At 35.6% G+C, this 21,618-nt stretch carries 26 protein-coding genes; 21 read left to right on the forward strand and 5 right to left on the reverse strand.

Translation table 11 applies throughout. From position 1 onward, the window contains the following. The first annotated feature begins 1 nt into the window (after position 1). The 4 genes from OLD84_RS08425 (at position 2) to OLD84_RS08440 (ending at position 2,676) form a co-directional block, all read left to right on the forward strand. A complete protein-coding gene (locus OLD84_RS08425) occupies positions 2-622 on the forward strand; it encodes a cytochrome c oxidase subunit 3 (RefSeq protein ID WP_209461453.1) in 621 nt (206 codons plus the stop codon). A gap of 3 nt (positions 623-625) precedes the next feature. After that, positions 626-943 carry a cytochrome c oxidase subunit IVB gene (gene ctaF, locus OLD84_RS08430; RefSeq protein WP_209461452.1) on the forward strand — a complete coding sequence of 106 codons (318 nt, stop codon included), beginning with the start codon at positions 626-628 and terminating at the stop codon, positions 941-943. 306 nt (positions 944-1,249) lie between these two features. Further along, on the forward strand, positions 1,250-2,146 hold the full coding sequence (gene ctaG, locus OLD84_RS08435; RefSeq protein WP_209461451.1) for a cytochrome c oxidase assembly factor CtaG: 897 nt from the start codon (positions 1,250-1,252) through the stop codon (positions 2,144-2,146). A gap of 74 nt (positions 2,147-2,220) precedes the next feature. After that, positions 2,221-2,676 carry a DUF420 domain-containing protein gene (locus OLD84_RS08440; protein ID WP_209461450.1) on the forward strand — a complete coding sequence of 152 codons (456 nt, stop codon included), beginning with the start codon at positions 2,221-2,223 and terminating at the stop codon, positions 2,674-2,676. Between the two features lie 36 nt (positions 2,677-2,712). Here OLD84_RS08440 and ytvI read toward each other — a convergent pair whose 3' ends face one another. Together ytvI and OLD84_RS08450 are read right to left on the reverse strand one after the other, a co-directional pair. After that, the gene (gene ytvI / locus OLD84_RS08445) at positions 2,713-3,771 is read right to left on the reverse strand and encodes a sporulation integral membrane protein YtvI (RefSeq protein WP_209461449.1); all 1,059 of its coding nucleotides are present in this window, start codon (positions 3,769-3,771) and stop codon (positions 2,713-2,715) included. A gap of 361 nt (positions 3,772-4,132) precedes the next feature. Next, positions 4,133-4,492, reverse strand: a complete 360-nt coding sequence (locus tag OLD84_RS08450) for a YugN family protein (protein WP_209461448.1) — start codon at positions 4,490-4,492, stop codon at positions 4,133-4,135. Between the two features lie 234 nt (positions 4,493-4,726). On the opposite strand from OLD84_RS08450, the gene OLD84_RS08455 reads away from it, so the two are divergent. The 7 genes from OLD84_RS08455 (at position 4,727) to coaD (ending at position 9,124) form a co-directional block, all read left to right on the forward strand. Next, entirely contained in the window at positions 4,727-5,791 is a 1,065-nt protein-coding gene (locus OLD84_RS08455; RefSeq protein ID WP_209461447.1) for a CAP domain-containing protein, read from the forward strand. A gap of 190 nt (positions 5,792-5,981) precedes the next feature. Then, on the forward strand, positions 5,982-6,371 hold the full coding sequence (gene ylbD / locus OLD84_RS08460) for a YlbD family protein (RefSeq protein ID WP_209461446.1): 390 nt from the start codon (positions 5,982-5,984) through the stop codon (positions 6,369-6,371). A gap of 11 nt (positions 6,372-6,382) precedes the next feature. Then, a complete protein-coding gene (locus OLD84_RS08465) occupies positions 6,383-6,616 on the forward strand; it encodes a YlbE-like family protein (RefSeq protein ID WP_209461445.1) in 234 nt (77 codons plus the stop codon). 66 nt (positions 6,617-6,682) lie between these two features. Further along, positions 6,683-7,120, forward strand: a complete 438-nt coding sequence (locus OLD84_RS08470) for a YlbF/YmcA family competence regulator (RefSeq protein WP_209461444.1) — start codon at positions 6,683-6,685, stop codon at positions 7,118-7,120. Between the two features lie 65 nt (positions 7,121-7,185). Next, complete coding sequence (locus OLD84_RS08475) at positions 7,186-7,461, forward strand: YlbG family protein (protein ID WP_209461443.1); 276 nt, start codon at positions 7,186-7,188, stop codon at positions 7,459-7,461. 608 nt (positions 7,462-8,069) lie between these two features. Further along, positions 8,070-8,624, forward strand: a complete 555-nt coding sequence (gene rsmD / locus OLD84_RS08480) for a 16S rRNA (guanine(966)-N(2))-methyltransferase RsmD (RefSeq protein ID WP_209461442.1) — start codon at positions 8,070-8,072, stop codon at positions 8,622-8,624. Between the two features lie 20 nt (positions 8,625-8,644). Continuing rightward, positions 8,645-9,124, forward strand: coding sequence for a pantetheine-phosphate adenylyltransferase (gene coaD, locus OLD84_RS08485; protein WP_209461441.1), 480 nt, complete (start codon positions 8,645-8,647; stop codon positions 9,122-9,124). Between the two features lie 28 nt (positions 9,125-9,152). Here the strand turns inward: coaD and ylbJ are convergent, their stop codons facing one another. Further along, entirely contained in the window at positions 9,153-10,376 is a 1,224-nt protein-coding gene (ylbJ, locus tag OLD84_RS08490) for a sporulation integral membrane protein YlbJ (protein ID WP_245301415.1), read from the reverse strand. 198 nt (positions 10,377-10,574) lie between these two features. Here ylbJ and OLD84_RS08495 point away from each other — a divergent pair, with 198 nt between their 5' ends. Continuing rightward, positions 10,575-11,600 (forward strand): SepM family pheromone-processing serine protease, encoded by a 1,026-nt coding sequence (locus OLD84_RS08495; protein WP_209461440.1) that lies wholly within the window; start codon positions 10,575-10,577, stop codon positions 11,598-11,600. Between the two features lie 35 nt (positions 11,601-11,635). Here the strand turns inward: OLD84_RS08495 and OLD84_RS08500 are convergent, their stop codons facing one another. Further along, complete coding sequence (locus tag OLD84_RS08500; RefSeq protein ID WP_209461439.1) at positions 11,636-12,847, reverse strand: nucleotidyltransferase; 1,212 nt, start codon at positions 12,845-12,847, stop codon at positions 11,636-11,638. A gap of 193 nt (positions 12,848-13,040) precedes the next feature. Here OLD84_RS08500 and OLD84_RS08505 point away from each other — a divergent pair, with 193 nt between their 5' ends. The 4 genes from OLD84_RS08505 to OLD84_RS08520 all read left to right on the forward strand — a co-directional run bounded on the left by OLD84_RS08505 (position 13,041) and on the right by OLD84_RS08520 (position 15,216). Next, positions 13,041-13,577 carry a YceD family protein gene (locus tag OLD84_RS08505; RefSeq protein WP_209461438.1) on the forward strand — a complete coding sequence of 179 codons (537 nt, stop codon included), beginning with the start codon at positions 13,041-13,043 and terminating at the stop codon, positions 13,575-13,577. Between the two features lie 42 nt (positions 13,578-13,619). Beyond that, positions 13,620-13,793, forward strand: coding sequence for a 50S ribosomal protein L32 (gene rpmF / locus OLD84_RS08510; protein ID WP_209461437.1), 174 nt, complete (start codon positions 13,620-13,622; stop codon positions 13,791-13,793). A 112-nt stretch (positions 13,794-13,905) separates the two neighbouring features. Next, positions 13,906-14,670: an enoyl-CoA hydratase/isomerase family protein gene (locus tag OLD84_RS08515; protein WP_209461436.1), complete on the forward strand. Its 765-nt coding sequence runs from the start codon at positions 13,906-13,908 to the stop codon at positions 14,668-14,670. A 63-nt stretch (positions 14,671-14,733) separates the two neighbouring features. Then, on the forward strand, positions 14,734-15,216 hold the full coding sequence (locus tag OLD84_RS08520; RefSeq protein ID WP_209461435.1) for an RsfA family transcriptional regulator: 483 nt from the start codon (positions 14,734-14,736) through the stop codon (positions 15,214-15,216). 196 nt (positions 15,217-15,412) lie between these two features. On the opposite strand, the gene OLD84_RS08525 is transcribed toward OLD84_RS08520, so the two are convergent. Further along, the gene (locus OLD84_RS08525; RefSeq protein WP_209461547.1) at positions 15,413-15,889 is read right to left on the reverse strand and encodes an N-acetyltransferase; all 477 of its coding nucleotides are present in this window, start codon (positions 15,887-15,889) and stop codon (positions 15,413-15,415) included. A gap of 183 nt (positions 15,890-16,072) precedes the next feature. Here OLD84_RS08525 and OLD84_RS08530 point away from each other — a divergent pair, with 183 nt between their 5' ends. The 5 genes from OLD84_RS08530 to ftsL all read left to right on the forward strand — a co-directional run bounded on the left by OLD84_RS08530 (position 16,073) and on the right by ftsL (position 21,602). Next, positions 16,073-16,951 (forward strand): 2-dehydropantoate 2-reductase, encoded by an 879-nt coding sequence (locus tag OLD84_RS08530; RefSeq protein WP_209461434.1) that lies wholly within the window; start codon positions 16,073-16,075, stop codon positions 16,949-16,951. Between the two features lie 350 nt (positions 16,952-17,301). Continuing rightward, on the forward strand, positions 17,302-18,921 hold the full coding sequence (gene bshC / locus OLD84_RS08535) for a bacillithiol biosynthesis cysteine-adding enzyme BshC (RefSeq protein ID WP_209461433.1): 1,620 nt from the start codon (positions 17,302-17,304) through the stop codon (positions 18,919-18,921). Positions 18,922-19,756: 835 nt separating this feature from the next. Then, positions 19,757-20,188 carry a division/cell wall cluster transcriptional repressor MraZ gene (gene mraZ, locus OLD84_RS08540; protein ID WP_209461432.1) on the forward strand — a complete coding sequence of 144 codons (432 nt, stop codon included), beginning with the start codon at positions 19,757-19,759 and terminating at the stop codon, positions 20,186-20,188. Positions 20,189-20,247: 59 nt separating this feature from the next. Then, complete coding sequence (gene rsmH, locus OLD84_RS08545) at positions 20,248-21,228, forward strand: 16S rRNA (cytosine(1402)-N(4))-methyltransferase RsmH (protein WP_209461431.1); 981 nt, start codon at positions 20,248-20,250, stop codon at positions 21,226-21,228. Continuing rightward, positions 21,225-21,602, forward strand: coding sequence for a cell division protein FtsL (gene ftsL, locus OLD84_RS08550; protein WP_209461430.1), 378 nt, complete (start codon positions 21,225-21,227; stop codon positions 21,600-21,602). The genes rsmH and ftsL overlap by 4 nt, the downstream gene beginning before the upstream one ends. Positions 21,603-21,618: the final 16 nt, after the last annotated feature.

Genomic DNA, 21,618 nt, shown 5'->3' on the forward strand with positions numbered 1-21,618 from the left:
AATGAGTCACGATCATTCCTTAAATCCTGAAACAATGCCAGAAGAACCAGAAAAAGCCACCCATGAGGGTAAAAATAAATTTTTGGGCCTCTGGTTCTTCCTTGGCGGTGAAACTGTTCTTTTTGCATGTTTATTTGGAACCTATTTAGCTTTGAGAAATTCAACAGCAGATGGACCAGCTTCTACTGATATATTTGGCATGGGACTCGTTTTTGCAATGACTCTATTGCTCCTTACAAGTTCCTTAACTAGTGTGTATGCCATGCATCATATGAAAAATAATGATTTTAAAAGGATGCAATTATGGTTAGGAATAACTGCACTTCTAGGTATAGCCTTTCTTACTTTAGAGATCTATGAGTTTGCGCATTATATTATTGATTACGAATTCACGCTGCGTTCATCAGCTTTTGGATCTGCATTTTATACCTTAGTTGGGTTCCACGGTGGCCACGTTGCATTTGGCTTGGCATGGCTTATTGCATTGATGGTTCGTAACGCTAAAAGAGGTTTGAATTTATATAATGCCCCTAAATTTTATACATTTAGTTTATATTGGCATTTTATTGATGTTGTATGGGTGTTTATCTTTACTGTTGTATACTTAATGGGGATGGTGTAATTTATGACAGAGAATATTGATAAAGTGAATTCATTCCAGAAGAGAAAAAGAAAAGAAGAAATGAAAAAGCAATTAATTTCTTTTGCATTGATGATTGGCTTTACAGTGATTTCCTTTTCACTTGTTGCAACTGGATTAATGGACAATATGTTCATAATCCCTGTACTTCTAATTTTAGCCATAATTCAAGTTGCTTTTCAATTCTATTTCTTCATGCATATGAAAGATAAAGACCATGAAATGCCGGCTCTAATGATTTACGGTGGCCTATGGGTAGCAATATTGGTTTTTATAGCCTTGGGAGTAATTTCATGGTGGTAAAATGTGATTAGATCGGGAATTTATCCCGGTCTTTTTTCTTCAGCAGATAAATAAGTATAAAATACTTTCTTACTGCATAAGTGCAACTAAGCTTGTCATCCAAAAGCTTGGTGACAACCAAGTTTTCTAAAAATATTTTTGATAAAATTGTCACATTATACATATGTACGAAATAAAATTTACGTTATAATAGATGAAGGAAAGCTAGGCAATTACCCTTTTCGCCAAGCTTTGTGGCGAAACCTTTAATTGCACTTACGAAGCACAGGAAAGTAATATATTAATGTTTTTTAAGGATGGATAAGTATGTGGTTAGAACTACAAATATTTGGATTCCGAGCATTGTGGAGCCCTTACTTCTTGGCATATGTTTTGATTTTAGCTTTGTTGTATTTTCTAATAACCGGTCGGTACCGTCATAAATTTGGTGGGAAAGAAAGGCCTAGTAAAAGTCAACAAATATTTTTTTACTTGGGTTTATTTTTACTATATGCCGTAAAAGGTGCTCCAATTGACTTGCTTTCGCATATTACATTAACAGCACATATGATTCAGATGGCTATCTATTATCTCGTATTTCCTATTTTAATTATAAAGGGGATACCAGGATGGCTATGGGAGAAAGTTGTTTATGCGCCAGTGATAAAACCAATATTTCGTGTATTGACGAAACCACTTGTATCACTACTGTTGTTTAATGCGCTTTTCTCTTTATATCATATTCCGGCTGTATTTGATTTTTCGAAATCGTCAATCGTTGCACATTCATCAACGTCAATTATTATTTTAATTGCTGCTTTTATTGTATGGTGGCCAATCCTATCACCACTTAAAGAATTTGATACATTGAGCCCTCCTGTAAAGATTGGTTATATCTTTGCTAATGGTGTTTTAATTACACCTGCTTGTGCGCTAATTATATTTGCGGATTATCCTTTGTTTGCAGCATACACCCAAGAGGGTGCGTGGATGCAAGCCTTGGCTCTATGTGTACCTGGGGATGTACTAGAGGGTCTAGTAATTCCACTTTCAGGACCGGAAATGTTTACGTCATTAAGTACGATGGAGGACCAGCAATTAGGTGGAATTATTATGAAAACCATGCAAGAAATTACGTATGGAATTCTGCTTGGTAGTGTGTTCTTTAAATGGTTTAATAAAAATAGTCTCAAAATTGACCCTGCTCCTGCAGAAGTAAATTGAGAATGAATGATGGATAACATGAACCACATGTAGTTGGCTCCAGTATTTAATTATTAGAAAGGACCCGTGTATACATGCCTTTTTTACCAACAATAAGTACCATTTTTATTTTATTAAGTGCTGTTTTAGTAGCTTTTGGCTGGAGGTTTATTAGCAAGGGGAATATTAAAGCACATAGAAAAGCTATGATAGCAGCAGCTATTAGTGCGATTCTGTTTTTTATTATTTATATGTCTCGCACAATATTTGTAGGGAATACGAGTTTTGGTGGACCTCAAGAGTTAGAAATTTACTATACCATCTTCTTAATTTTCCATATTACACTAGCTACAATAGGTGCTGTGTTCGGCATTGTTTCACTAACATTAGCGTTTAAACGAAGCATTAGCAAACATAGAAAATTAGGACCATATACAAGTATTATTTGGTTTTTCAGTGCGATAACTGGATTGATCGTATACCTGTTATTGTATGTGTTTTTTGATGGTGGAGAGACAACAAGCCTGATTCGAGCTATATTTGGAACATAAAAAGAGGTGAGAGTTAATTCTCTCACCTCTTTTTATCTAAATTTTTATCTTCCAATTTATAATTCCAGCTTCTTTTGCGGAATTAAATGCAATGACCAGCACTGGCCCAAGAATAAAACCTATAAATCCGAGCAGTTGTAGTCCAAGAAACATGGCAATTAGTGTTGCCAGTGGTGATAATCCAATATGTTGTCCCATTACCTTTGGTTCCACTGTTCTCCTAATAGCAAGCAATACTACAGCTAATATGGCTAATTGCAATCCCATTGCAGTGTTGCCACTTAACAGCATGAATAATGCCCAGGGCCCTAAAATGGCAATTGATCCAATAATAGGGATAAAATCGATAATCCATATTATCAATGACATTATAATTGCTGTCTCCGGAGCGATAAGGTATAACCCCGCAAAACTAACAGTAAGTATTATAAGACTTACAAGTAATTGTGCTTTAAAGAAGCCTAATAGAACACTTTTTAATCTTGCATTCATAAATGAAACTTTCTCTGCTGTTTCGTTTGTAAAGAAACTATATGTCTTAGATTTAAGTATTGGTAGTTCTAGCATAAATAAAAATAGAGCAATTAGGTAGACAATAAGGCTAATTAAATATTGCGGTACCTTTGCAAAAATTTGTGCTATATTATCCAATGTTATATGTTCTCTTGCTGCTTCATTCAATGTAGTTAAATTATCGTCAATCGTGCTCGTTATTTGTTCAGTAAACTCAGGGTGTAAGCCGCTTGAATATTGTTGTAGGTTTGTTTCCCAATTGTCATATATTTCGTTGATCTGATTAAAATAAGTGGGAACATTTTCTACAAAATTTACTACTTGTGTTGAAGCTTTTGTAACGATAAATGTACCAGCAACTCCAATTACTATTAGAAAAAGCATAAATACAATAATAACGGATATCTTTCTGCTTATTTTTGTTTTTTGCTGGATTAACTTAATGAGTGGGTTAAGTATAAGAGCTGTAATTAACGCAAGAATTAATGGTACAGCAATAGGTAATATAAAGATTATAATTAAAAAAAGTATGATAGATAAGAAAATTAGGGTCCATTGTCGTTTTGAAATTGAACGAAACAAGTTAACAGAATACCTCCTTTCTTGGTAGATAGGAAACCAACCTGGTTACGCTTCTCGGTAGCCGCCATCTACAATGAAAATGAGTTTAATTTCATACAAAGTATAAAACTTACCTATTTCCATAAATACGAGCTTTGCAATTCGCTACAAACAATTACAAGTTTCCAAAATATACCATCGTTATTAAAAAATATTGCAGTTATTTAATATTTTACATATGGACACAGTTATTACTTAAATTGATTAATTTGAAAAAAACCAACTACTCATTGAATCTTAAGGAGCAGCTGGTTAAACATTACCTAATATTATTTGTTCTGAAGTTAAAAGGTATAGGTCAATTATTATATGGCTACATTTTCTAATGCTGTTTGATTTCTTCAGCTAATTTTGTTACTAAATTATTTGCACGTTCGACAAGGTTAGCTGGGAAATTTTCTTCTTCGCCATACTCTACTCCATGTGGGTAATAATGTTTCCCTAATAATGGAGTTAAAAGCTTTATTACAGCATTTCCACGGTCTACATCTCCTTCAACGGCATAACCTTGGACTCGAATATAGTATGTAATGTTCTTTTCATTTGAATCAATTCTATAATCATAAGTTACTCTTTCATAATCCCAATTTTCAGCACGAATAAAAGCATGCATTCCTGTTAGATGATCCAGTGGTTTTACGTCAATCATGACATCATCTATACCAGTATTCTCTAATCTCATATTATCCACCTCACATATTTATCCTCGCCCTTCCATTTTAATACGAATTGAAGGAACTTGCAATTGAAAAGCTTAAAATTATTTCCTATATATGTTTATAGACGATGTGAACATACACTTATACTATCTATTTCGAAAAAAATTATGGAATAATAGAAGAAATAGAGCATGGATTATTATATTTGAACATATATTGAAATATAGTAGAAAATAAATATCAAGAGGAGACTATTTATGCGACTTATTCGAAATATATTCTTGTTAGCTCTACTTGCTATGGGGGCTTTTTATTTAGTAGAACAAAGTAATCTATCTCCAGGAGAGACGATTGACAATATAAGTAAGGTAGTAAGAGAAAAGGAAAATGAGATAGGTACAAAAACTGTTCCTGAAAAACAACCGGATATACCATTGGAAGGCGATTTGTTTCAATGGATAGGAAAGTCACAAGAAGCGTTAATCGAAGAATTAGACGAACCGGAACGCAAAGAACAAAGTGCTTATGCGTACACGTGGTGGGTATATACAGATCACACAAGTCAGTATATACAGTTCGGCATTCTGGATAATGAAATTGTAACAGTCTATGCTACTGGTGATGATCTGGATACGGAGCCTATTCAACTTGGTCAAGCATATGAGGATGTGGAAGAACAATTCCCTTTTGAAAATGAAGTGACGTATAGTGAAGCTTTTTCATCTTATACATTTCGTTTAAATAATGATGATTTAGAAAAGCGTCCGTTGGTCAAGGGGGCGGATGACGTATTTATTCAAACCTATTTTGATACGTTTACGAATCAATTATCATCTATTCGCATTTTAACTGCGGATACATTACTAAAACATCGTCCATACGAATTAGAATACCGGGGTAATTTACCAAACGAACCGGATTTAACAGATGAGCAATGGGGTGAAGTTGAGGAAGGGATGGAAAATCAAATATTTGATATAACAAATGTTCTTAGGTATCAGCATGAGAAGTCAATGTTAGAATGGGAAGATGACGTTAGTGAAGTAGCTTTTTCACATAGTAAAGATATGGAAGAAAATAATTACTTTTCCCATTACAGCCCAAGCGGAGATGGATTAAAGGAAAGGCTATCTGTCGAAGATATCTTCTATACAACAGCTGGGGAAAATATAGCAGCACAATATCCAGATGCACCAGCAGCGGTCGAAGGGTGGCTAAATAGTGAAGGTCACAGGGAAGCATTGTTGGAAGACGATTATACCCATTTAGGTGTAGGCGTTTACCGGTTTTACTATACACAAAATTTCTTAACGATACCTTAAAAATTAAACACACGCAACCAATGGTTGCGTGTGTTTAATTATGTTAACAATCTCTTACTGTATAAGCTGCAACTAAGGCTTACACAACAAAGCTTGGCCTTAAGGCGATTTTCTAATGATTTGGCACAGTAATAAAAGAAAAAGCATAAATTGAATAGTAACAGATGACTATATGGATGAGGTGGAATTTATGAATGAAGAAAAATTACATCCAACGGTTTTAGAATTTAAACAGTTCATCAATAAACACCCTCTTCTACGAGAAGAAGTTAGAAAGAAAGGAAGATCCTGGCAAGAGTACTATGAAAAATGGGCGCTACTAGGTGAAGATGATAGTTACTGGGAACCATATAAAGAGGATAAATCAGAAAGTAAAGAGGATGATTCTAAGGAAAGTAATAAGGAGTTACTTGGTAAATTAATGAAGCTTACTGAAAATATGGATATAGAAAAGGTGCAAAATCAAGCACACCAATTAAACAATTCAATTACAATGATTCAGGAAATGATAAGTCAATTCCAAGATAAAAAAAATCCAAAGCCAGTTCAAAGAGACCTTTTTAACTTATTTAGAGATTAAGGAGGAGACAAATGGATTTATTTAGTTATAACTATTTAGCAAAAAACCCTGATTTAGCAAAATTTGTTCGTTATAATCCAATTTGGTACCGGTATCTGTCACGAGATCCAGAGCGTGTTTATGAAATTAAACATGAAGCAAAAAAATTTTATGGAAAAACATTTACACAACGATTAGAAAAAGTAAATAATAATGTAGAGATGCTTGGTATGCTTATGAAGTTATCCAGCGAGATGAAAGATTAATAATAATGTAAAATACATTTTAATCGTGCAGATTAAATGCTATGATAATAGTGGAGGTGTTATAAAATGATAGCTACAATGGAATATGTTGATATACTTGATCGGTCAGAACAGTTAGGTAAAATGGTTTTAGATTCAGACGTCATGACAGCATATAACAATTCCCAAAAAGAGCTTAAAGAAGATAGCGAAGCCCAACGTTTAATAAAAACGTTTAAAGATATAAAGGAAAATTATGATGATGTACAACGGTTCGGAAGGTATCATCCGGATTATAGTCAAATAATGAAACAGGTCCGTGCATCAAAGCGTGAAATGGACATGAACGATAAAGTTGCTTCCTTCAAAATTGCCGAACGTAATTTACAGAAGTTACTAGATGAAATCAGTGAGTATGTAGCATTAAGTACCAGTGAAGAAATTAAAGCTCCTAAAGATGGAGCGGCATTAAGTGATAGTGGGTGTGGATGTGGAAGTGGCGGAAGTTGTGGCTGCGCATCATGATTTATTGTAGCAAATGGTTTATTTTGATACACTAATTATAAATGCAATGTTAGTGAGGACATACTATGAGAGTGAAACGACAAGGTTTAATAATTTGGTTTCAACATATGAAGAATATCAAGCAAATTAAACGATATGGACATCTTATTTATACATCGAAGAAATTAAAATATGCTGTAATTTATGTTGATCAGTCTGAGTTAGAGGATATAGAGCATAAACTATTGAAGCTTTCTTTTGTTTCCAAGGTTGATCGATCTGCTAAACCATTTATCGAAACAAACTTTGAAAATAGTATACCAGATAAAGCTAAAGAATATGATTATAAGATGGGTATATAAAGTAAAGCTTCATTCAGTGGGAATTTCGACGCACAAGTGTTTTCGGTGGGGCGAGTAATCGCAGTCCCAGGACAAGCGAATCCCCGCCGGAAGATCCCACGCAGAAAAAGCGTTTTTTTAATGCTTATATGGGCAGTTATCACCCGCCTGAAATTTTTGTCTTTCCTCAATTTTTGAGGCGGGTGGGAGTGCCCGGCCGTTAAACCGCGATAAAAAATTTTGTGGAACTTCCTTTAAGTTATCCACAGAATTTTTTTATGCAAAAAATAGCGTGAGTATTTAGAAATCTTGGCATTCGTTATAGGGGTTCTTATGATAGTGTTACTTTCCTATGCAAAGAAAAAACCTGCAGAATAAATTCTGCAGGTCCCTTTTAAAAAACAAAAAGGCAAAGGGAGAGGAGAAACCGGAGGAAGAACTTATGGGGAAGTTTAAGTCTTCTCCGAGTTTTGAAACAACCGAGCTAACAATCAGCTGTCTCACTATGCTATTATGTACATATTCAAGAATTATATACATTTACATGTTTCATTTTTTCCTATTTTATTAACATCATTTAATTATTTTGTGGTAGGATTAATGTCGAATAGTTAACTCGAGGTGGTTTTATGCGTGTTATTGCGGGTGTACATAAAGGTAGGCAATTAAAAGCTGTACCAGGAAAATCGACAAGACCGACAACAGATAAGGTGAAAGAGGCGCTGTTTCAGGTTATAGGGCCTTATTTTAAAGGCGGAGTAGTGTTGGACTTGTTTGCGGGAAGTGGCTCATTGGGGATTGAGGCATTAAGCAGAGGTATGGAGCAGGCGATTTTTGTTGATAAATATCCAAAATCGATACATACTATTCATGAGAATTTAAAATCAATGAAATTAGAAGAAACTTCAGAAGTTTTTCGCACGGACGCCTTACGTGCAATTCAAGCTGCAGCCAAAAGAGGTTTACAATTTGACCTGATTTTTCTTGATCCTCCGTATAGAAAAGTAAATTATGAATCATTACTAACTGAAGTTGTACAACTTCAGTTAATAAAACAAAATGGATTCATCTATTGTGAGCATGATGCTTCTGAAAATCTTCCAAAGCAACATGACCACTTTTCATTAGTAAAACAAGAAAATTATGGCGGAACGATTGGCGTTACCATTTACAAAAAAGAATGAAGGAAGGGGAGAACTTACCTGTGGGTAAATTAGCGATATGTCCTGGTAGCTTTGATCCAATTACAAACGGACATTTGGATATTATTCAACGTGGCGCGAAGATTTTTGAACATGTAGTTGTGACTGTTTTTAATAATCAATCAAAGAACTCTTTATTTACGGTTGAGGAAAGGATAAAACTGATAGAAGAAGCAACAAAGGATTTACCTAACGTAACCGCGGATTCATCTGATCGTTTATTAATGGATTATGCTAAAGAAAATAATGCAGATGCTATCATTCGTGGATTACGGGCTGTTAGTGATTTTGAATATGAAATGCAAATTACCTCAATGAACCGAAAGCTTAATCCGAATATTGAAACATTTTTTATGATGACAAATAATCAGTATTCATTCTTAAGTTCAAGCATTGTTAAAGAAATAGCTAAATATCATGCAAATGTTTCTGATTTGGTACCGAATGTTGTGGAGAATGCCTTAAAGGAAAAATTTAATTAAAGTAAAGATGAAGATGTTGCACATTCTACTATGCAACATCTTTTTTTAGTATGCGTTTATATAGAATCAATCCTGCTAACCCTAAAAAAACGATTGTAATGATTGGTCCCATTTGTTTTAACATGTCCAATGTAGTAACCCAGAAGTTCTGGCTTACTTCTTGTGATACAGCCACATCGTCCATTTCAAAAGCTTGCTTATCTAAATACAATGGTTTATACAAGATTACAGTCAATAGACTAGCAATAATTCCATGTAAAAGACGGGAAAAGAAATACGGTGCAAAACGTATATCTGTTTTACCTATGATACTAGCTACTTGTGCTTGTACGGAAAAGCCATTGAAACCTAAGATGAAACTCACAAGAATTGCTGTTGCTAAGAAGGAATCTGTCGTTATTTGAGATAACATTTGTGCACCAATCGTTATCTCGAATAAGCCTGATAAGAAAGGCAGTGCTATTTCTCCCGGTAGGCTTAAAATATTTAACAACTGCTCAAATACAGAAGCAATGATTGGTGATATGTTTATTATAAATAGTAATTTAGTGATAACAGAGAAAAGAACAATAAAACCTCCAACCACCACTAGCGTTTTAATAGAGTTTAAAACGGCATCACCTAATACCTCGCCTAGAGGACGATCATGACGTATCCTTGTTTGGTGCATTTCTTTAAAAGCTCTTCTAATGGATACACTGCTTTTTCCGGATTTAGATTTCTTTTGTTGTTTATCCTCTTTAATTCGGTAAAACCGCATACAGATCCCAACTAATGCGTTGCCAATATAATGACAGGTTGCCAATAGAACACCTAATTTAACATCATGGAAAAAACCTATAGAAACTGCTCCAAAGATAAATAATGGACTAGAAGCATTTGTAAAAGAAACGAGACGTTCGGCTTCTATTTGGGAAAGCTGTTCTTCCTCACGTAGTCTTGCTGCAATCTTTGCCCCCGTCGGATAACCACTTGACATTCCCATTATCCACCCAAAGCTTCCAATACCAGGAACATTAAACAATGGCCGCATAATAGGCTCAAATAATACGCCGATAAATTTAACTACACCAAAGCTAATTAACAATTCGGCTGTGATAAAAAAAGGGAGTAGCGACGGGAAAACAACTTCCCACCAAATATTTAATCCGCGAATGCTGGCTTCCAATGACTGATCAGGAAACTTTAATAAGGCGAAGGCAAAAAAACTTGTCATTATTGATAAGAGTAGCGTTTTTGCTATTTGTTTCAATATAAAGCCTCCCACTGAATGAGCCTTGCTCTGTACATCTTTAGTCGATCGTAGTAGAATTATTTTAGCTTGTTTCGTGATTTTTTTAGTACAAGTCTTTATAAATATACGCACATACACATGCTATTTATGCCATAGACTTTTTAAAGTTGCATTTTTAATATGTAATTAGCTGTTGGAAATGGAAGGAGCTTTACCATGAGATTCACAAAAAAACACATCCTATCATTAATTGCCGTTCTTTTAGTTGCCTATTTTCTCTCTGCATATCGGCTTGATTATTATATCCAAAGACCTGGCGGAGCAGAAGCGCTAAACCCTATCGTAGAGGTGGTAGATGGTTATGAAAGTACAGGAGAGATGCATTTAATGACGATTAGTGGAGGACAGGCAACCCCTATGCAATATCTATGGGCAATGATATTACCGCATAGTGAGATATTACCACTTGATCATGTGCGTCCTGAGGGCATTTCAGATGATGAATACATGGAAGCCCAACTTCAAATGATGGAGAGCTCTCAAGAAGCTTCTACTGTAGTTGCTTATGAAGCAGCTAATGAAGCTATTAGAATTGATTATAATGGTGTCTATGTCGTTTCCATTGTTGAAGATATGCCTGCAGATGGCAAACTCCAGACAGGAGATCGTATCGTTGGCATCGATGGGAATGACATGCAGGAAGCTGATGACTTAATTAACTACGTTGAAAGCAAAGAGGCGCGAGACACGATTTCACTGGAAATTGTACGAGGAGAGGAAACTATTATAGAGGACATTACATTAGAATTGTTTGGTGAAGAAGAAGATAGGGTTGGAATAGGTATTAGTTTAGTAACAGACCGTACTGTTGAGGTCGACCCTGAGGTTGTATTTTCCAGTGGGAGAATCGGAGGGCCTAGTGCTGGACTAATGTTTGCACTGGAAATGTATGATCAGTTGACTGAAGAAGATTTGACCAGGGGTTATCAAATTGCTGGTACTGGCGAGGTTGACTACAATGGCAATGTCTTGCGTATCGGTGGAGTTGATAAAAAAATAGTAGCAGCTGATCGAGAGGGTGTTGACATTTTCTTTGCACCAAATGAGGGGGATGCCGAAGATTCTAATTATCAAATGGCAATAGAAACAGCTGAAAATATTGGTGCGGATATGGACGTTGTTCCAGTAGATACATTTAATGATGCATTGTCTTATTTACAGGAGATAGAATCAAATAGCTAAAGGAAAACAGACCTTCACCTGTTGAAGGTCTGTTATTATATTCTTATTGGTGGTTGTATTTCTTGCTTTTTAAACTGATTTTTCTGTTTCGGTGGCAAGATACTGTAATAAGCATTGCTGGCTTTCTCTTCCATTTCCAGCATAGGGTTCGGTTTTTGACTTATTTTGGTAACAAGAGGCACATTCCGTTTTTTTCGGGTTTGATTTAGATAAGCCTGCCCTGTTTGATTAAATCCTAATAATCGTATGTATGGAATAGAAGCCTCATTGGAAACTTGATTTACATCATTTTTGCTCGTATTAGTTAAAATATGGACAAAAATACGTTGCAATCTTGTCCATGTATATCTTTTTGTTTTAATTGCATCGATCCATCCTGTAAATGAAGTTGCTTCTTTTGACGTTTGTTTAATTCGGTATTCCAGTCCTTCGTCAACTCCCTCTATCAATGAGAGTTCTTGCAAACTCATTGTCAGGACACGGTAGTGAAGTAGAGGGAAATAGCTTTCCCATGTATGCCAGGTCGTGGCGGTATGTTTATATTGTTGCAGTTCTAGGTAGGTTTCCTTAGGAATGGATTTAGCGATTTCAGGCGTTATTTGTGCATTTGTAAATAACTCATTTCGAATACCTGTAGCGCTAGCGATAGAGTTTCCAATTGTTTGATCATGATAGTCGCTGTTTGTGCGCTTTATTGTAGATGGTTTAATCGCTAGGTCATTTTCCAATATGGTTTTTACATAACTGAATCCCAATATGTTGTTTGGTTTTGATAAGTCCATATCCCCAGATGTTAACCCAATATGCTCATAGGCGAATTTGCTTGCTTTTGGAAAAGATATCCCTTTATCTAAATATGATTTAAGGTTTTTTTCATAAATAGTCTCTTTTGCTTTAAAGATTTCATAACTTGTTATAAAATTGGATATATTACCAGACTCACTACCAAAGTTTATATCAGAAACACCTATTTCATGTAGTGTCTTAACGGCCCCCTTAGCAAACATATCACTGCTTTGGACAGCATAATGGTAAGGCAATTCTAGAACGATATCGATGCCTGATTGAAGAGCAGCTCGAGTTCGGTGAAATTTATCAATTATTGCTGGCTCCCCTCTTTGTAAGAAAGTGCCACTCATAACTGCAATCATGCAGTCTGCGTTTGAATTTTTTTTGGCTTTCTGAATATGATACAGATGACCATTATGAAATGGATTGTATTCAACAATTAAACCGCATGCCTTCATGTGTTCATCTCCTAATGATAAGGTGGTAATCATTGTATCAAAGAAAAATATAATATGCATCATTATATAATTGATAATCGTAAACATGATTACTGTTAAGTGGAAGGGGAAGGCTAGTACCATCTAAAGAAAATAGGTTGACAAAAGTCTACTTTTCTTTTAGAATAACTCTTGTTGCCTTGAGGTGATCGTAATGAAATTTATTTTAGGTCAAATTAGAAAAAGCACTATTAATAAACCTTTTACATTTGATAATAAGGTAGATGTTTCTGAACTGGAAACAATGAATAACGATATACGTGAAATTAACTCTGTACAAGTCTATGGTCAAAGTATTTATCAGGGTGAGCAAGTTATTTTTTCATTTACTATAGTTGGAGAAATGATATTGCCTTGTGCACGTACATTAGTAGATGTTCCCTATCCTTTTGAAATTAAAGCAGATGAGGTTTTTTCCACATCGCCTTATTATGGTGAAAAGGAAGAGGAAAACGAAATTCATCCGGTTGATGGAGAAATGATTGATTTAACTCCATTTATAAAGGAAAATATCTTACTGGAAGTTCCATCTCGAGTATTTTCTGAAGAAGCCACTGAAATGGAAAATGATTCATTAAAAGGGCAAGGATGGGAATTTGTTTCACAGGATTCAGAAGAAAAAGATGAGAAGAAGATAGACCCACGTCTAAAAAAGCTGGCGTCTTTGTTCGAAGATAACGAGAAAGAATAATTGTTAGTAATTATCTTTCCTTATATAAAGGAGGTGTAAGTCATGGCAGTACCAAAAAGAAAAACATCTAAAAAAGTGAAAAATCAACGCCGTACTCATAAAAAATTACATGTACCTGGCATGGTAGAATGTTCAAATTGTGGGGAATTAGCAAAACCACATCATGTATGTAAATCATGTGGACAATACGATGGTAAGGAAGTAGTCAGTAGTTAATGACTGAAAGTACTTCGCGGACAGATCACTTTAAAATGTGATCTGTTTTTTTGTATGTAAGAATAATCTTTTTAATTGTGTTAGTTACGTATAAAATAAGGGAGAGATTCAGTTGAGTGAAACTGTTCAATACCGAATATTTGAAGAAGGTTATGGCGAAATTTGTTTAAATCGGCCTGATAAACATAATGCAATATCTGAAAAAATGACAGAAGCATTTAAAAGTCGGTTGGAAGAAGCCAAACGTGACGCTGTGAAGTTTTTAATTATAACTGGGGAAGGGGAGAAATTTTTTTCTGCAGGCGGTGATTTAAATAACTTGCACGGGGACCTGAGCCCAGATGAAGCCTTCTCTAAGTTATATATGATGAAAGAGGTTCTCTATGAAATTATGTCATTTCCCGTTCCGACAATCTGCCTGTTAAATGGAGATGCGATAGGCGGTGGTTGTGAGATTGCAACTGCCTGTGATATCCGAATCGCAAAAGAGACAAGCAAATTCGGCTTTGTTCAAACGAATCTAGGAATATTACCTGGATGGGGAGGAGGGGCTCTGTTGTATGAGAAAGTGAACCCGAGCTTTGCTTTACAGTGGCTGATGGAAGGTAGTATTTTTGACGCGAATTATTTAAAAGAATGTGGTTGGTTACATACTGTAGTGAGCAAAGCAGTATGGGATAATCGTGACGAACTATTACAAGCATACATACGGAAATCCTATGACCAAATGAAAATATTAAAAAGTCAATATAAGAAAAAGTTATCGAATCTCAAACTATCTTTATTAATGGATGAGGAAGTTCGTAATTGTGCAAATTTATGGGATTCTGAGGAACATAAAAAGGCTGTTCAACAATTTTTTGCACGAAAAGAATAAAGATTCATTCTATCACTCCTATTTTTTGCATACATTGATAGCAACGATATAAGGAGGGATGATATGAATGCGACCCGTCAGGATGCTTGGACAAATGATGAAGATATTATTTTAGCTGAAACAGTATTGAGCCATATACGAGATGGGAAAACGCAACTTGAAGCGTTTAAAGAAGTGGCTAAACAATTATCACGTACATCAGCTGCTTGTGGTTTCAGGTGGAATGCAACAATTCGTAAAGAATACCAGGATGCAATTCAAATAGCAAAACAAGAAAGAAAGCAAAGTGGGAGAAAAGACATATGGAGTTTTACAGAATCTAATACACAAGAGAAAGATACGATAGAAACAGCTATAGGATTGTTGGAAAGAATAAAATCAAGCTATCCCGATGAAAATAAAATTATTCAACATGAACAAGAAAAAATAATGAATCAATTGAAGGAAGACAATGAACGATTAAAACAACAATTGTTGCATTATGATAATGCTTGGGATGAAATGGCTAAATTATGGGGATGGGTAAAAGCTAACAAACAAGAATAAAGTTAGACTCGTATTGATTGAACGGATGATTCGATAGAACTGTATAATTTATATTACTTTTAAAAAACCTTTTGTATAGTGGAAGCCTTTCGGTGAAATACATTAGCCTCTTCGTAGTTTATTAAGAAAAGGACATGTAAATTTACATGTCCTTTTTCTGCGTGCGATGTTCCCCCCACTGAATGACGTTTTTACTTTATGATTCCTGTTCTTTAACGCCTTCTGGAAGCCAAATCAATGGATTTTCTCCTAAATCTCTTTCCATATCATAGTGTGCTTTTTGAAAGCCCATTTTTTCCCAAAACCCATGAGAGTTAATACGTGGATTTGTTTTTATCGGTACATTATAGTCTTTGGCAAAATCGACTAACGCTTTTCCGTAGTTCTTGCCTTGGTAGTCCGGTAAAACTTCTAACTTCCATAAGGTTAAATAATCTTGTGGAGGAGCAAAATAGGCGTCATATTTGGCCTTAACCTTATACAAACTCATTCTTGCTATAAGATTATTCCCGTAGTAAATCCCAAAAAATGGAGAGTCACTGTCATTTTCAACAATATTATTCTCCAGATCTTCAACCATGGATAATTCTTGATTACCATATTCTTTAAAATGTTTAAATTTTTCCAGCGTCTTATAATTTATTAACAGTTTCTCTACTTTTATATTTGTCATCATACCCATCCCCTTTAAAGTCAGAATTATGTTGGTTTTCTCTACCTTATATTATAATATAAATAAATGAAGAATGAAATAAAAGAACCTACTTATTATCTTTAGTGGTATTTTGTAATGCGAAAGCCAAAAAGGAAAACTAGTTGGTACAATAATCACAGGAAGCTAAGAGGAGCGTATATAATGAATATCGGAATCATCGGTGGAGGAGCAATTGGATTATTAATAAGTAGTTATCTTTCTATTGAACATAATGTACGTCTTTATGTTCGGCGGAATGAACAAAAGCAAAAACTAAATGAACATGGTTTATTTTTATCGGGTTCTGTTGCCCTGCTACCAACGAAGGCGCTACTAATGGAAGAAATGGAAAAAGAGGATTGCTTAATTATTTGTGTGAAACAATCGCATATTCCTTCCATCCTTTCAACTATTTCAACAGGGAATGAACAAACACCTTTAATTTTTTTGCAAAATGGAATGAGTCATATTGACCTGATTAGAAATAAAACACAGCCTGTTTTGGTAGGAGTTACAGAGCACGGCGCAATTAGAGTCAACGATCATACGGTGCAGCATACTGGAAAGGGCAGGATAAAACTAGCATCGTTTCATGATCGGGGATTTCATTTTAAAGAGCTGACGTGTGAATTAAATCAAGCCAATTTTCCATTCGATATGACAGAGAATTGGTCACAGTTATTAGCAGAAAAGGTAATCGTCAATGCTGTTATTAATCCCTTAACAGCATTATTTAATATTCGGAATGGTGATTTAGTAACGAATGGTTATCTAAATAAATTGGCCAAAGCATTATGTAAAGAAGCAGCCTTGGTTCTGGATTTGGATGTTTCTGTTCAATGGAACCGCGTGGAGGAGATCGCTAGAAAGACAGGGGGGAATATATCCTCGATGCTGAAAGATATAAAAGAAAATCAAAAGACGGAAATAGAAGCCATATCAGGGTATATAATAAGTATTGCTGACATACCCGTTCCAAATACATTATTTGTATATGACAGTATAAAAGCATTGGAACAGAAAAAAGGAATTAAAGCCTAAGCATGTTTGATTTTATTTGGCAGATAGGAAAGCATGCAACTGGAATTATAGTTATACGATCGGAGGTAATCTTGCCAAAAAGACTAAAAATATGTTGGCAGGCAAATTTCCCTTTAGTTTTTGATTTTTTTATCTATTTGTTTCATGTTGGTTGGAATTATATTAAGATAGGAAGGTCGTGATTTTCAACAAATTATATCTACTCGCTATCTTAATTCACTTTCAAAGAACTTAGGTGCTACCATTTCTTGACTTTACGAACAACTTCTTAAAACAGATTAGATGAAATCCAATATATATTTATGTACAATACATAATGAACATTATGAAATAGAAGGAGCATGAGATTAATGCAGGTCGACCCTATACATATACATAAACAAAGTAATTTAATAGCTGATTACCGAAACAATGAAAATAATATAGGACATTTTTTTGATTATCGGCCTTTTAATAATTTTAAAGAGCGCTTGAATGATTTGGCAGAACGTCATTTTGACCGTAAGCAACTAACGGATGTCCTGTATAGGATTAATCAACATTGGGATGCTCCTGAATCGACCTATCATAATATTGAGCGATTAAAAGAAAATAATAGTGTTGTTGTGATAGGTGGGCAGCAAGCAGGGTTAATGACCGGGCCAATGTACACCATTAATAAGATCATTTCTATTATTCAACTTGCAAAACAACAGGAAGCTGAATTTAAGATACCTGTAATACCCGTTTTTTGGATTGCTGGGGAGGATCATGATTTCAGTGAAATTAATCATATATTTTTACCTGAAACTTCAAAAATGACTAAACACAAGATTCTTCAGCGTGTTTTTGATAAAAGTTCCGTTTCTGACATTCACATGGATAAAACCCATAGTTCTCAGTGGTTAAACGAACTATTTGAACAACTAAAAGAAACACAATATACAAAGGGTTTATATGAAACGATTAAGACCTGTTTGGATAAATCGGCAACCTATGTTGATTTCTTCGCACATCTAATTTATCAAGTATTTAGCGAAGAAGGCCTCGTGTTAATAGACTCTGCACATCCGGAAGTGCGCGAGCTTGAAAGTAAGCATTTTGTCCAAATGATTGAACAACAGCCCGAAATAAGTGAAGGTGTCCACGCTGCGTATTCACAATTGAAACAAGAAGATTATTCTTTGCCGCTTGAGGTGGAGTCTAATGAAGCACATCTCTTTTATCATAAAAATAATGAACGTATATTACTTATGCGAAATGCAGAAGGGGACTGGGTTGGAAAGCAAAATGAAGTCCTATTATCAACAGAAGAATTAATTACTATTGCAAAAGAGCAACCAAATTTACTAAGTAATAATGTGGTAACTCGTCCCCTAATGCAGGAATTATTATTTCCTTCATTGGCTTTTATAGGTGGACCTGGAGAAATTAGCTATTGGGCTGTGTTAAAGCCTGCTTTCGGATCACTCCAGATGAAAATGCCCCCTGTCGTACCAAGGTTATCGATTACATATGTTGATAGAAGTGTAGAAAAAGCTTTAAAAGCTTTTGATATTAGTGCTGCTGAAGCAGTCAACCAAGGTGTTGAAGGCCTGAAAAACAATTGGCTGGTATCAAAAAACGATCCACCAGTTCAACAAATAGTGGATGAAATTAAACAGTCAGTTGACAAAGCTCATAAACCTTTAAGGGATATAGCCCAGGAATTACGCTCGGATTTAGGTGAGTTAGCAGATAAAAATTTGCAATATCTGCATGGCGATATAGAATACTTGGAGGATAGAATAGTAAAAACACTTGAAGGAAAATACGCAAAGGAATTATATGAGTTTGATCTTATTCATAATGCATTAAGACCACATGGTGGTTTGCAAGAGCGAATTTGGAATCCATTGCCTTGGATTAACGAATACGGAATTGGATTTATAAGAGACGTAGCGAACGAATCCTATTCATTAAAAAATGATCATTATCTCGTTTACATTTAAGGTTTAGCTTTTCATACGTATTAAATCTTCGAAGTTGATATAAAGACGACGAAGTGACAATTCTTTTGCAAACGCTGATTAAGAGAAGGGATTCGCTACGGAAACTCATTTCGCGCACCTTAGGGCGGCTGGTGAGCCTCCTTGTGCTGGCGCACTGCGGAGTCTCATCGAGGCCTTTCCTCCCGCAGGAGTCTTCATGCGTTTCCTCCGCTTGTATTCCGGTAACTACCGCTAAATTGCATTCGTAATAAATATTCAAAACATCGAACCACCCTTCACTCACCAGTTCGGGTGAGTGAAGGGTGGTGACTCCTGCGGGAACAATGGTTTTCGGTGGGGGAGCATTTACGCGCAGCCCCAGCACGAGCCTAGACCTGAGCAGGACTATCCTAAGGAAGGTCGACTAAAATCGTTCTTTGCGAACAACGTCGACATACCTTTTGCCAAGGGCAAGGCCGTGCCCGCGGAAAGCATCCGCCCGGAGTGATCCCGAACGGCGTTTATAGCAAATACTTATAGCAAACAGTAGTTACGTCTTCTTTTATAGATAGTGTGTCAAAAACGACAATTCTTTTCGTTGTGACGAGTAAACGTAGTCCCAACCTTTTAGAAAATAGCCAAGTTTTAAGTTAAGTGATATATGCTGCTTACCACTTTCTACCACAAAATAATAAAAAACATGTAAAAGCTGTCTTTTGTTGATAAGACAGCTTTTTTTATTGTTTAAAAATAACATTTTACGTGTAATGATTCTGTGATTTAATTAATTTTAATAAATTGGTGGTGAAGAGTGGGGGAATGTGGTAATATAAAAAACAGAAGGTGGGCGGGCTATATGTTCATGGGTGAATTTCAACACAACATTGATACAAAAGGTAGAATAATTGTACCTTCCAAGTTTCGCGAGGAGCTTGGTGAGAAGTTTGTTGTTACTCGTGGACTGGATAAATGTCTGTTCGCTTATCCAATGAATGAATGGAAAATATTAGAAGAGAAATTAAAAAAACTCCCATTAACTAAAAAGGATGCTCGTGCATTTACAAGGTTTTTCTTTTCTGGAGCCATAGAATGTGAAGTCGATAATCAGGGAAGAATAAACATTCCACAACCATTAAGGAAATACGCTGTTTTGGATAAAGAATGCGTAGTAATAGGTGTTTCCAACCGTATCGAATTTTGGGCGAGTGAGAATTGGGAAGATTATTTTAATGATTCTGAGGAATCTTTTGCTGAAATCGCTGAAAATCTAATGGATTTTGATATTTAATAATCAAGTTGGAAGTACTGCCAAATACGTCGTGGATAATATTTAAAGTGGGTGTATCGATGTTCGAACATTATAGTGTATTAAGAGATGAAACGATTAAAGGATTGGCAATCAAGCCTAGTGGTACCTATATAGATTGTACAGTTGGCGGTGGTGGTCATGCCGAACAAATTGCCTCACAACTGGATGAAAGTGGTTTGCTTGTAGCGTTTGATCAGGATCTGGAGGCATTAGAAGCTGCTAAAATAAGGTTAGAGGCATATAAGGACCGCATCGTTTATATTCACTCTAATTTTCGAGGTCTTGTGAAGGAACTACAGCGGCATAACATTCATCATGTGGATGGAATACTGTTCGATCTTGGTGTATCTTCACCACAATTGGACAGAGGCGAAAGAGGGTTTAGTTATCAACATGATGCGCAGTTGGACATGCGCATGAACCAAACCCAGAACCTTACTGCTTTTGAGATTGTCAATCGCTGGTCATACAATGACATGGTATCGATTTTTTTCAAATATGGAGAAGAAAAATTTTCGAAACAAATAGCCAGAAAAATTGAAGAATATAGAAAAATGGATGAGATTAACACGACGCATCAGTTAGTCGAATTAATTAAAGATGGTATACCTGCTCCTGCGCGCAGGAAAGGTGGACATCCAGCGAAACGTATTTTTCAGGCACTGCGTATTGCAGTAAATGACGAGTTAGAAGCGTTTAGTGATGCACTTCATCAAGCTGCAGAAATAATAGACATAAATGGGCGAATTGTAGTCATTACCTTTCACTCACTTGAAGACAGACTATGTAAACAAGCTTTTAAAAAATGGAGTACAGCGAAGGAAACACCAAGAAACTTGCCAGTAATCCCAAAAGACCACGAACCTCCTTTTAATCTAATTACGAGAAAACCAGTAATAGCAACGGAAGATGAATTGGAGTCAAATCGAAGGTCAAGATCAGCAAAACTTCGTGTTATTGAAAAAGTTGACGTGTGGAAAGAACAATTCACCTATGGAGAAGGGCGGAATAAACAATGAGTGCAAATCATGCTAGACACTGGACGCAGCCAAGCAGACCAACAGATATACCACATAAGGAATCAGAAGTTGCTGTTAAAGTACGTAAACAGCCTTGGATAACAAAAGGTGAAAAAATTATTTATTCTATAATAGCAACTTGTTTAATCATTGCCGGTATCTTAACAGTCTCCTATTCTTCATCCACAGAATCACTAAACAGGGAATTGCAATCACTGGAGCAAACGGTACAAAATCAACAAGTTACCAATGAAGCACTTCTATTTGAGGTGAAGGAATTAAGCAGACCGGAGAGAATTACAAGTATTGCAAAAGATAACGACCTTAAAATACAAGATGCAGAAGTGATGCAAGCAAACTCATTTAATAATTAATCAAGGGGAACATGTT

Origin of the sequence: Virgibacillus natechei (genome assembly GCF_026013645.1) — a bacterium.
Lineage (GTDB): Bacteria > Bacillota > Bacilli > Bacillales > Amphibacillaceae > Virgibacillus_L > Virgibacillus_L natechei.

Coding starts and splice junctions, on each gene's coding strand:
- OLD84_RS08425 (WP_209461453.1), top strand. CDS start 2: ATGAGTCACGATCATTCCTTAAATCCTGAAACAATGCCAGAAGAACCA.
- ctaF (WP_209461452.1), top strand. CDS start 626: ATGACAGAGAATATTGATAAAGTGAATTCATTCCAGAAGAGAAAAAGA.
- ctaG (WP_209461451.1), top strand. CDS start 1,250: ATGTGGTTAGAACTACAAATATTTGGATTCCGAGCATTGTGGAGCCCT.
- OLD84_RS08440 (WP_209461450.1), top strand. CDS start 2,221: ATGCCTTTTTTACCAACAATAAGTACCATTTTTATTTTATTAAGTGCT.
- OLD84_RS08450 (WP_209461448.1), bottom strand. CDS start 4,492: ATGAGATTAGAGAATACTGGTATAGATGATGTCATGATTGACGTAAAA.
- OLD84_RS08455 (WP_209461447.1), top strand. CDS start 4,727: ATGCGACTTATTCGAAATATATTCTTGTTAGCTCTACTTGCTATGGGG.
- ylbD (WP_209461446.1), top strand. CDS start 5,982: ATGAATGAAGAAAAATTACATCCAACGGTTTTAGAATTTAAACAGTTC.
- OLD84_RS08465 (WP_209461445.1), top strand. CDS start 6,383: ATGGATTTATTTAGTTATAACTATTTAGCAAAAAACCCTGATTTAGCA.
- OLD84_RS08470 (WP_209461444.1), top strand. CDS start 6,683: ATGATAGCTACAATGGAATATGTTGATATACTTGATCGGTCAGAACAG.
- OLD84_RS08475 (WP_209461443.1), top strand. CDS start 7,186: ATGAGAGTGAAACGACAAGGTTTAATAATTTGGTTTCAACATATGAAG.
- rsmD (WP_209461442.1), top strand. CDS start 8,070: ATGCGTGTTATTGCGGGTGTACATAAAGGTAGGCAATTAAAAGCTGTA.
- OLD84_RS08495 (WP_209461440.1), top strand. CDS start 10,575: ATGAGATTCACAAAAAAACACATCCTATCATTAATTGCCGTTCTTTTA.
- OLD84_RS08500 (WP_209461439.1), bottom strand. CDS start 12,847: ATGAAGGCATGCGGTTTAATTGTTGAATACAATCCATTTCATAATGGT.
- OLD84_RS08505 (WP_209461438.1), top strand. CDS start 13,041: ATGAAATTTATTTTAGGTCAAATTAGAAAAAGCACTATTAATAAACCT.
- rpmF (WP_209461437.1), top strand. CDS start 13,620: ATGGCAGTACCAAAAAGAAAAACATCTAAAAAAGTGAAAAATCAACGC.
- OLD84_RS08520 (WP_209461435.1), top strand. CDS start 14,734: ATGAATGCGACCCGTCAGGATGCTTGGACAAATGATGAAGATATTATT.
- OLD84_RS08525 (WP_209461547.1), bottom strand. CDS start 15,889: ATGACAAATATAAAAGTAGAGAAACTGTTAATAAATTATAAGACGCTG.
- OLD84_RS08530 (WP_209461434.1), top strand. CDS start 16,073: ATGAATATCGGAATCATCGGTGGAGGAGCAATTGGATTATTAATAAGT.
- bshC (WP_209461433.1), top strand. CDS start 17,302: ATGCAGGTCGACCCTATACATATACATAAACAAAGTAATTTAATAGCT.
- mraZ (WP_209461432.1), top strand. CDS start 19,757: ATGTTCATGGGTGAATTTCAACACAACATTGATACAAAAGGTAGAATA.
- rsmH (WP_209461431.1), top strand. CDS start 20,248: ATGTTCGAACATTATAGTGTATTAAGAGATGAAACGATTAAAGGATTG.
- ftsL (WP_209461430.1), top strand. CDS start 21,225: ATGAGTGCAAATCATGCTAGACACTGGACGCAGCCAAGCAGACCAACA.